Origin of the sequence: Citrobacter sp. Cb004, from assembly GCF_030337065.1 — a bacterium.
Lineage (GTDB): Bacteria > Pseudomonadota > Gammaproteobacteria > Enterobacterales > Enterobacteriaceae > Citrobacter > Citrobacter braakii.
This window is the reverse complement of sequence record NZ_JAOWCH010000035.1, coordinates 20,474-27,028: the sequence shown is the minus strand read 5'-3', so window position 1 is coordinate 27,028 and position 6,555 is coordinate 20,474. Positions and strand designations below refer to the sequence as shown.

The following is a 6,555-nucleotide window of genomic DNA, read 5'->3' as shown; positions in this document are numbered from 1 at the left end:
GCTTTTTTGCGTTTGTGCGGAATGAAAATCGCTGGATGCAGCGTACCATTTTATCCAGCCCATCATGTTGTAACCGGTGTTCAGGCCTGAGAAGCGCAGCACACCAGGCTCTCCCGGCAGCACATTGCCTGCTATCCGTGCACGGGGTTGAGTAACAGGTACTGTCGCTCGAGATCGTCCACTTCTGTACATCCCATCACGTTAAACCCCATCTTCTTATAGAACCCAGATGTCAGCTTGTTAACAGGCACGACTAATCTTACGTATGGATTTTGTGAGGGGTAGAGCAGTAAAGATATTGAGAGATGATCGGTTGGAAAGTATCAGAAACTATAAAAGCAAAAACCCGCCTCTAGGGCGGGTTCTTTAAATAGTGGTGCCCGGACTCGGAATCGAACCAAGGACACGGGGATTTTCAATCCCCTGCTCTACCGACTGAGCTATCCGGGCAACGGGGCGCATTAAACCGTATTCACGTCTGCCAGTCAATCAAATTTCGGGAAAAGATGTTCAACCGCTTAATATTGCGGCAATCTGCGCGATTATGCCTGAAGTTTGCACAAAACTTCCAGGCAATTTACCTATCTGACCTTCTATCTCAATGAGCAAAGGCTGACGAAAACGTTACGCGGCCTGTATTACTCCCGCACACTACCGCAAGTTGTGCACAAGCCTTTTCGACGTTTCCAGTAACTAACGGTGCAATTGCTGCGGCAGGACCCGCTGGTGTGTCGGGCGATGAGTTGGGCGGGCGGTTAACAGAGTATATTGCACCACCGTGGCGATGGTGCGTTTTAGAGACTGATGGCGCTGTGTTTACTCATTTCGGCCTTGCGGGCATGCTTGCTTAGGTCAGCGCACCGCCCATACGGCACTGAGCAAAGCGCAGGATATCTTCAGCCAGACGGTGTGCCGTTTCGACATCAGCATGGCTACGATTCACCAGCATGCGGCTCAGACAGCCCTCCAGCACCAGTTCCATCTGTTTGGCAACCATTGCAGGGTCGTCAACTTCCAGCGTCGTCAGCAGCTCATGGGTGAAGTCATGTGCCGCCTTTTTTTGCTGATCGGCTAACTGATGGATCGGATGCCCGGGATCGGGGTAAAACGTACAGGCGGCGATAAACAGGCAGCCTGGGTAGCGATTATTGCTCACGCATTCGGACAGCGCGGTGTAGCGTGCCAGTAATTTCTGTTCAGCGCTCAGGGTGTCATCCAGCAAAAGTTGACGCCGCCAGATATCCACCCGCTGGCTGAGGTAACGTAACGCATCGTACAGAATGGCCTCTTTGTCGGGCCAAAAGCGTTGTAGTTCATCAAGAGGATAATCGATACGATCGGCCACCATTTCCAGTGTGGTATTGGCTATCCCTTGAACCTCAAGTAATTTCAGGGCTTCTCCCAGGACATCTTCACGTTGCACGGTATTCTCCTCCGTATTTCTTGTTGCAAGTGTCGCTCACGGTTGGCGATCGCGCAAATGTGCGCTGAAGGTCGCGGCATCCATAAAGCCGGTTACCCGAGCCTCCGGATGCTCTTTCCCCTCGGCGTCAAAGAACAAAATAGTCGGCAAACCTAAAACCTGTAGATGTTTAAGCAGAGCGACATCCTGGGCATTATTTGCAGTCACATCCGCCTGCAAAAGCACCGTGTCGCCTAGCGCTTGCTGAACCTGCTGATTGCTAAACGTATACTTCTCAAACTCCTTACAGGCCACGCACCAGTCAGCATACAGATCCAACATCACGGGCTTGCCTTTAGCTTGTGCCAGCGCCTGATTTAGCGCATCCACCGAAGCCACAGGCGTGAAGTTAAGGTGTGTCTGGGTTTGAGCTTGCGGCACGCCGAACGCCCAGTCCTGCAATGGCCGTACGCTTACCAGCGCTGCAGCTAACAGGATAATCTGCACGATGCGCATCCAGGCGTGCTTTGCCTGCAGGCTGGTGATAAATGCCCAGCTAAAGAATGCGACGCCCAACAGCGACCACAGGCGAACGCCCCAGTCGTCACCAATGATGCGTTCGAGTAAGAAGACGGGGAGCGCCAGAATGACAAAGCCAAAAGCGGTTTTGACATGTTCCATCCATGGGCCGCTTTTAGGCAACAGACGATTACCGAATACGGTAATTAGCATCAGAGGTAATCCCATCCCTAGCGCGTACAGATACAGCGTGCCGCCTCCCAGCCACATGTTCCCGCTCTGAGCGATATACAGCAAAATCGCGCTTAGCGGGGCCGTTGTACAAGGAGAACAGATGAGGCCGGCAATCGCCCCCATCGCAAAGACGCTACCGGGGGAACCGCCTTGCTGACGGTTACTCAACAATGTAAGGCGTGTTTGCAGCGATGAAGGGAGCTGCAGCGTGAACAAGCCAAACATCGAAAGGGCCAGCAGCGTAAAGACGACGGCAAGGCCAATCAGGACGTAAGGATGCTGTAGCGCAGCCTGGAACTGCAATCCGGCGGCCGCAACAACCAGACCCAGCGCGGTATAAGTGAGCGCCATTCCCTGAACGTAGAAAAACGTCAGCAGCAGTGCACGTCCGGTTGATAAGCGTTGCTTGCCGCCCAGCACGATACCGGAAATCAGCGGATACATCGGCAATACGCAAGGTGTAAACGCGATGCCAATTCCGATTAGCAATGCCCACAGCGCAGAGAAGGGAAGCTGGGTTGCGGGTTGTGGTCTCTCTTGCAAAGCATCGGTGGCAGGCACTGGCACAGGTGTCGCCCTGGTATTGGCAGACACTTCACTTAATGGCACCGTTTTAGTTTCAGGCGGATAGCAAAAACCGGCGTCGGCACAACCTTGGTATGTGACCGTTAATGTTGCGCCAGATTTAGCCTGATTAACCGTGACCGGGATAGTCAATTGTTTACGGTAAATCTCACTTTTGCCATAAAACTCATCTTCATGCCAGACGCCTGGCGGTAGTTTTACCTCGGCGATATCGGCCTGAGATGGCGTAATGCTTATCTGTTTGCGATACAGATAGTAGCCATCTTTAACCTGCCATGAGAGGTTCAGATCGTGTTGGTTTTGCTGAAAATCAAAAACAAACGCCCGATCGGCAGGAACAAACTGCGAGCGGCCAGGCGCGTCAAATAATCCGGCAAAGGTAGATGTGCTGCACAGCAGCAGGATCAGCGTAAGGATGCGTTGAGCCATGAGCGGTAATCAAAGTCTCCGTGAGTGACGGGTAAAACCAGAAGTTCAGGCGTTTGGTATGGATGATGTGACTTCAGGCAATCGAGAAGGGCTTGCTGGTGTGTGACGGTGGTTTTTAAAATCATCTGGACTTCATATTCCTGCTCCAGTTTACCTTCCCAATAATAGAGGGAGGTCGCGCCAGGCAGCAGCGTCACGCAGGCAGCCAGTTTTTCCGCCAGTACTTTGGCGGCCAGATCCTGGGCGGTTGCTTCATCCGGGGCGGTACAGAGCACCACAACGGTATCGGGGATGGAAATATCCTGACTCTTTACATCAAGCATAAACACCTCGAAAGAACAGAGTAACCAGCTAAAGAGTGGTCACTATACAACGGACGAGGGAAGGATGTTAGTTAAAGCGGGATGATGAGGAGGAGGAACTGCAGGGCGCGAAGGCACCCTGCAGTAAAGTCTTACAGCATGAAGCTGCCCAGCAAGAAGCCGAAGCAGACAGCCAAAAGCACGCCCAGAGTACCCGGGATGAAGAACGGATGGTTAAAGACGAATTTACCGATGCGGGTTGTACCGGTGTCATCCATCTGCACCGCCGCAACCAGAGTTGGGTAGGTTGGCAGAATGAACAGGCCAGAAACAGCTGCGAAAGACGCAACAGCAGTCAGTGGGGAAACGTTCAGAGCCAGAGCCATCGGCATCAGTGCTTTAGCGGTTGCAGCCTGAGAGTACAGCAGCGCAGAAGCAAAGAAGAAGATGACAGCCAGCAACCACGGATGACCCTGAATTACGCTACCTGCAGTATCTTTGATCCAGTCAATGTTGTGAGATACGAAGGTATCACCCAGCCATGCAACACCCAGGATACAAATACAGGCGCTCATACCCGCTTTAAAGGTGCTGGAGTTCAGGATGGAGTCAGTTTCAACGCGGCAGACGATCGTAGTCAGCGTCGCGACGCTCAGCATGATGATCAGGATTGCGTTGGTGGTGTTCATCAGCGGTTTAGCGACCAGGCCGAGGCTTGGGCTGTTGATGATGGCGTATACAACTACGCAAATCACGCCCAGCAGGAACAACCAAACGGAGGTTTTCGCGCCAGCTTTGATTTCAACTTGTCTTTCACCACGCAGTTCAACCAAACCTTCTTCCAGACGCTTACGATAAATCGGGTCGTCAGACAGTTTGGAGTTGAACAGCATCGTTACCAGGAAGGACATCACCAGAACGGCCAGCAGAGTGGACGGAATGACCACGGACAGCAGGTGAATGTAGCTGATGCCATGACCTTCCATTACGGAAGACATGTAAACCACGGCTGCGGAGATTGGCGACGCCGTAATCGCAATCTGTGCAGATACCACTGCGGTAGAGAGCGGACGGCAAGGTTTGATACCTTGTTCCTTCGCGACTTCAGCGATAACCGGCAGAGTTGCCAGAGAGATGTTGCCGGTACCGGCAAAGATAGTCAGGAAATAGGTCACGATTGGTGCAAGGATCGTGATGTATTTCGGGTTTTTACGCAGCAGTTTTTCAGTTTGATGAACCAGATAGTCCAGACCACCGGCAATCTGCATGGCAGAGATGGCAGCGATAACCGCCATGATAATGGAAATAACATCGAACGGAATATTACCCGGTTTTACGCCAATAGCGGCAAGAACCAGAACACCCAGCCCACCTGCAAATCCAATACCGATACCCCCAAGTCTGGCACCTAAAAAGATTGCCAGCAAAACGATGATAAGTTCTAAAACTATCATATTAGCCTTCCTTGTTGTTTAACAAGTTGATATTAAATTGTTGTTTTTAAGTAACTTCGAGTAAGAAAAAAGGCACGTCATCATGACGTGCCTTCTCCGGTACTACCCTACACGATTACTGTTCGCTTTCATCAGTATAACGTTTTGCTTTATAAGCAGGGTGCATCAGGTTCTGTGCAGAGAAGATATCGTCCAGTTCAGACTCGGTCAACAGACCGCGTTCCAGGACAACTTCACGTACGCTCTTACCGGTTTCGGCACAAATTTTACCGACGATGTCGCCGTTGTGGTGACCGATGAACGGGTTGAGGTAAGTAACGATGCCGATGGAGTTGAATACAAACGCTTCACAGACTTCTTTGTTAGCAGTGATACCACTAACGCATTTTTCCAGCAGGTTGTAGCAAGCATTGCTCAGAATGTGAATGGATTCAAACATTGCCTGGCCAATGACCGGCTCCATTACGTTCAGCTGCAGCTGACCAGCTTCAGATGCCATAGTAACGGTGATGTCGTTACCGATGACTTTAAAGCAAACCTGGTTTACGACTTCTGGAACAACTGGGTTCACTTTTGCTGGCATGATAGAAGAACCAGCCTGCAGTTCCGGCAGGTTGATCTCGTTCAGACCAGCACGTGGGCCAGAGGAGAGCAAACGCAGGTCGTTACAGATTTTGGACATCTTAACAGCCAGACGTTTCAGTGCGCCGTGAACCATAACGTATGCGCCGCAGTCAGAAGTTGCTTCAATCAGGTCTTCTGCCGGAACACAGGCGAAGCCAGTGACTTCAGCCAGTTTCTGTACTGCCAGCGGGGAGTATTCTTTCGGCGTGTTCAGACCCGTACCGATTGCAGTTGCACCGAGGTTAACTTCCAGCAGCAGCTCAGCGGTACGACTAATGTTTTTCACTTCTTCTTTCAACAGTACGCTGAAAGCATGGAATTCCTGACCGAGGGTCATCGGTACAGCATCCTGCAGCTGGGTACGGCCCATTTTCAGGATGTCCTGGAATTCAACAGCTTTTTGTTCGAAGCCTTCACGCAGCTGGTTCAGGGCATCGATCAGTTTGATGATGGATGCGTATACCGCGATACGGAAGCCAGTTGGGTAAGCGTCGTTGGTAGACTGACATTTGTTAACGTGGTCGTTCGGGTTCAGGTACTGATATTCACCTTTCTGGTGACCCATCAGTTCCAGACCGATATTGGCCAGCACTTCGTTGGTGTTCATGTTGACGGAGGTACCCGCACCACCCTGGTAAACATCTACCGGGAATTGATCCATGCATTTTCCGTTATTCAGGACTTCATCACACGCCGCGATGATGGCATTTGCCACACTCTTAGGAATGGTTTGCAGCTCTTTGTTGGCCATTGCCGCTGCCTTTTTAACCATTACCATACCGCGAACAAATTCAGGAATGTCGCTGATTTTGTTGTTGCTAATGTAGAAGTTTTCAATCGCTCTCAGAGTGTGAACACCGTAGTAGGCGTCCGCTGGAACTTCCCTGGTACCCAACAAGTCTTCTTCGATACGAATGTTGTTTAACATGTGAACCTTCTTTTTCAAGCTGCCAATGATTTGACTAAACACACAGGATATATGTGATTTCGATTGTTTCTCGACCGA

General features: G+C 51.0%; 5 protein-coding genes and 1 tRNA gene. All 6 read right to left on the bottom strand.

Annotation, left to right across the window (positions count from 1 at the left end; translation table 11 throughout):
* Positions 1-374 precede the first annotated feature (374 nt).
* Positions 375-450, bottom strand: a tRNA-Phe gene (locus OGV65_RS02850).
* Positions 451-847: 397 nt separating this feature from the next.
* Complete coding sequence (locus OGV65_RS02845) at positions 848-1,423, bottom strand: transcriptional regulator (RefSeq protein ID WP_016151385.1); 576 nt, start codon at positions 1,421-1,423, stop codon at positions 848-850.
* 36 nt (positions 1,424-1,459) lie between these two features.
* Positions 1,460-3,169, bottom strand: coding sequence for a protein-disulfide reductase DsbD (locus OGV65_RS02840; protein ID WP_286454567.1), 1,710 nt, complete (start codon positions 3,167-3,169; stop codon positions 1,460-1,462).
* The gene (gene cutA / locus OGV65_RS02835; protein ID WP_003025447.1) at positions 3,145-3,492 is read right to left on the bottom strand and encodes a divalent cation tolerance protein CutA; all 348 of its coding nucleotides are present in this window, start codon (positions 3,490-3,492) and stop codon (positions 3,145-3,147) included. Before cutA ends, OGV65_RS02840 begins: the two co-directional genes overlap by 25 nt.
* A gap of 131 nt (positions 3,493-3,623) precedes the next feature.
* Positions 3,624-4,925 (bottom strand): anaerobic C4-dicarboxylate transporter DcuA, encoded by a 1,302-nt coding sequence (gene dcuA, locus OGV65_RS02830; protein ID WP_016151387.1) that lies wholly within the window; start codon positions 4,923-4,925, stop codon positions 3,624-3,626.
* A 115-nt stretch (positions 4,926-5,040) separates the two neighbouring features.
* Entirely contained in the window at positions 5,041-6,477 is a 1,437-nt protein-coding gene (gene aspA / locus OGV65_RS02825; protein WP_016151388.1) for an aspartate ammonia-lyase, read from the bottom strand.
* Positions 6,478-6,555: the final 78 nt, after the last annotated feature.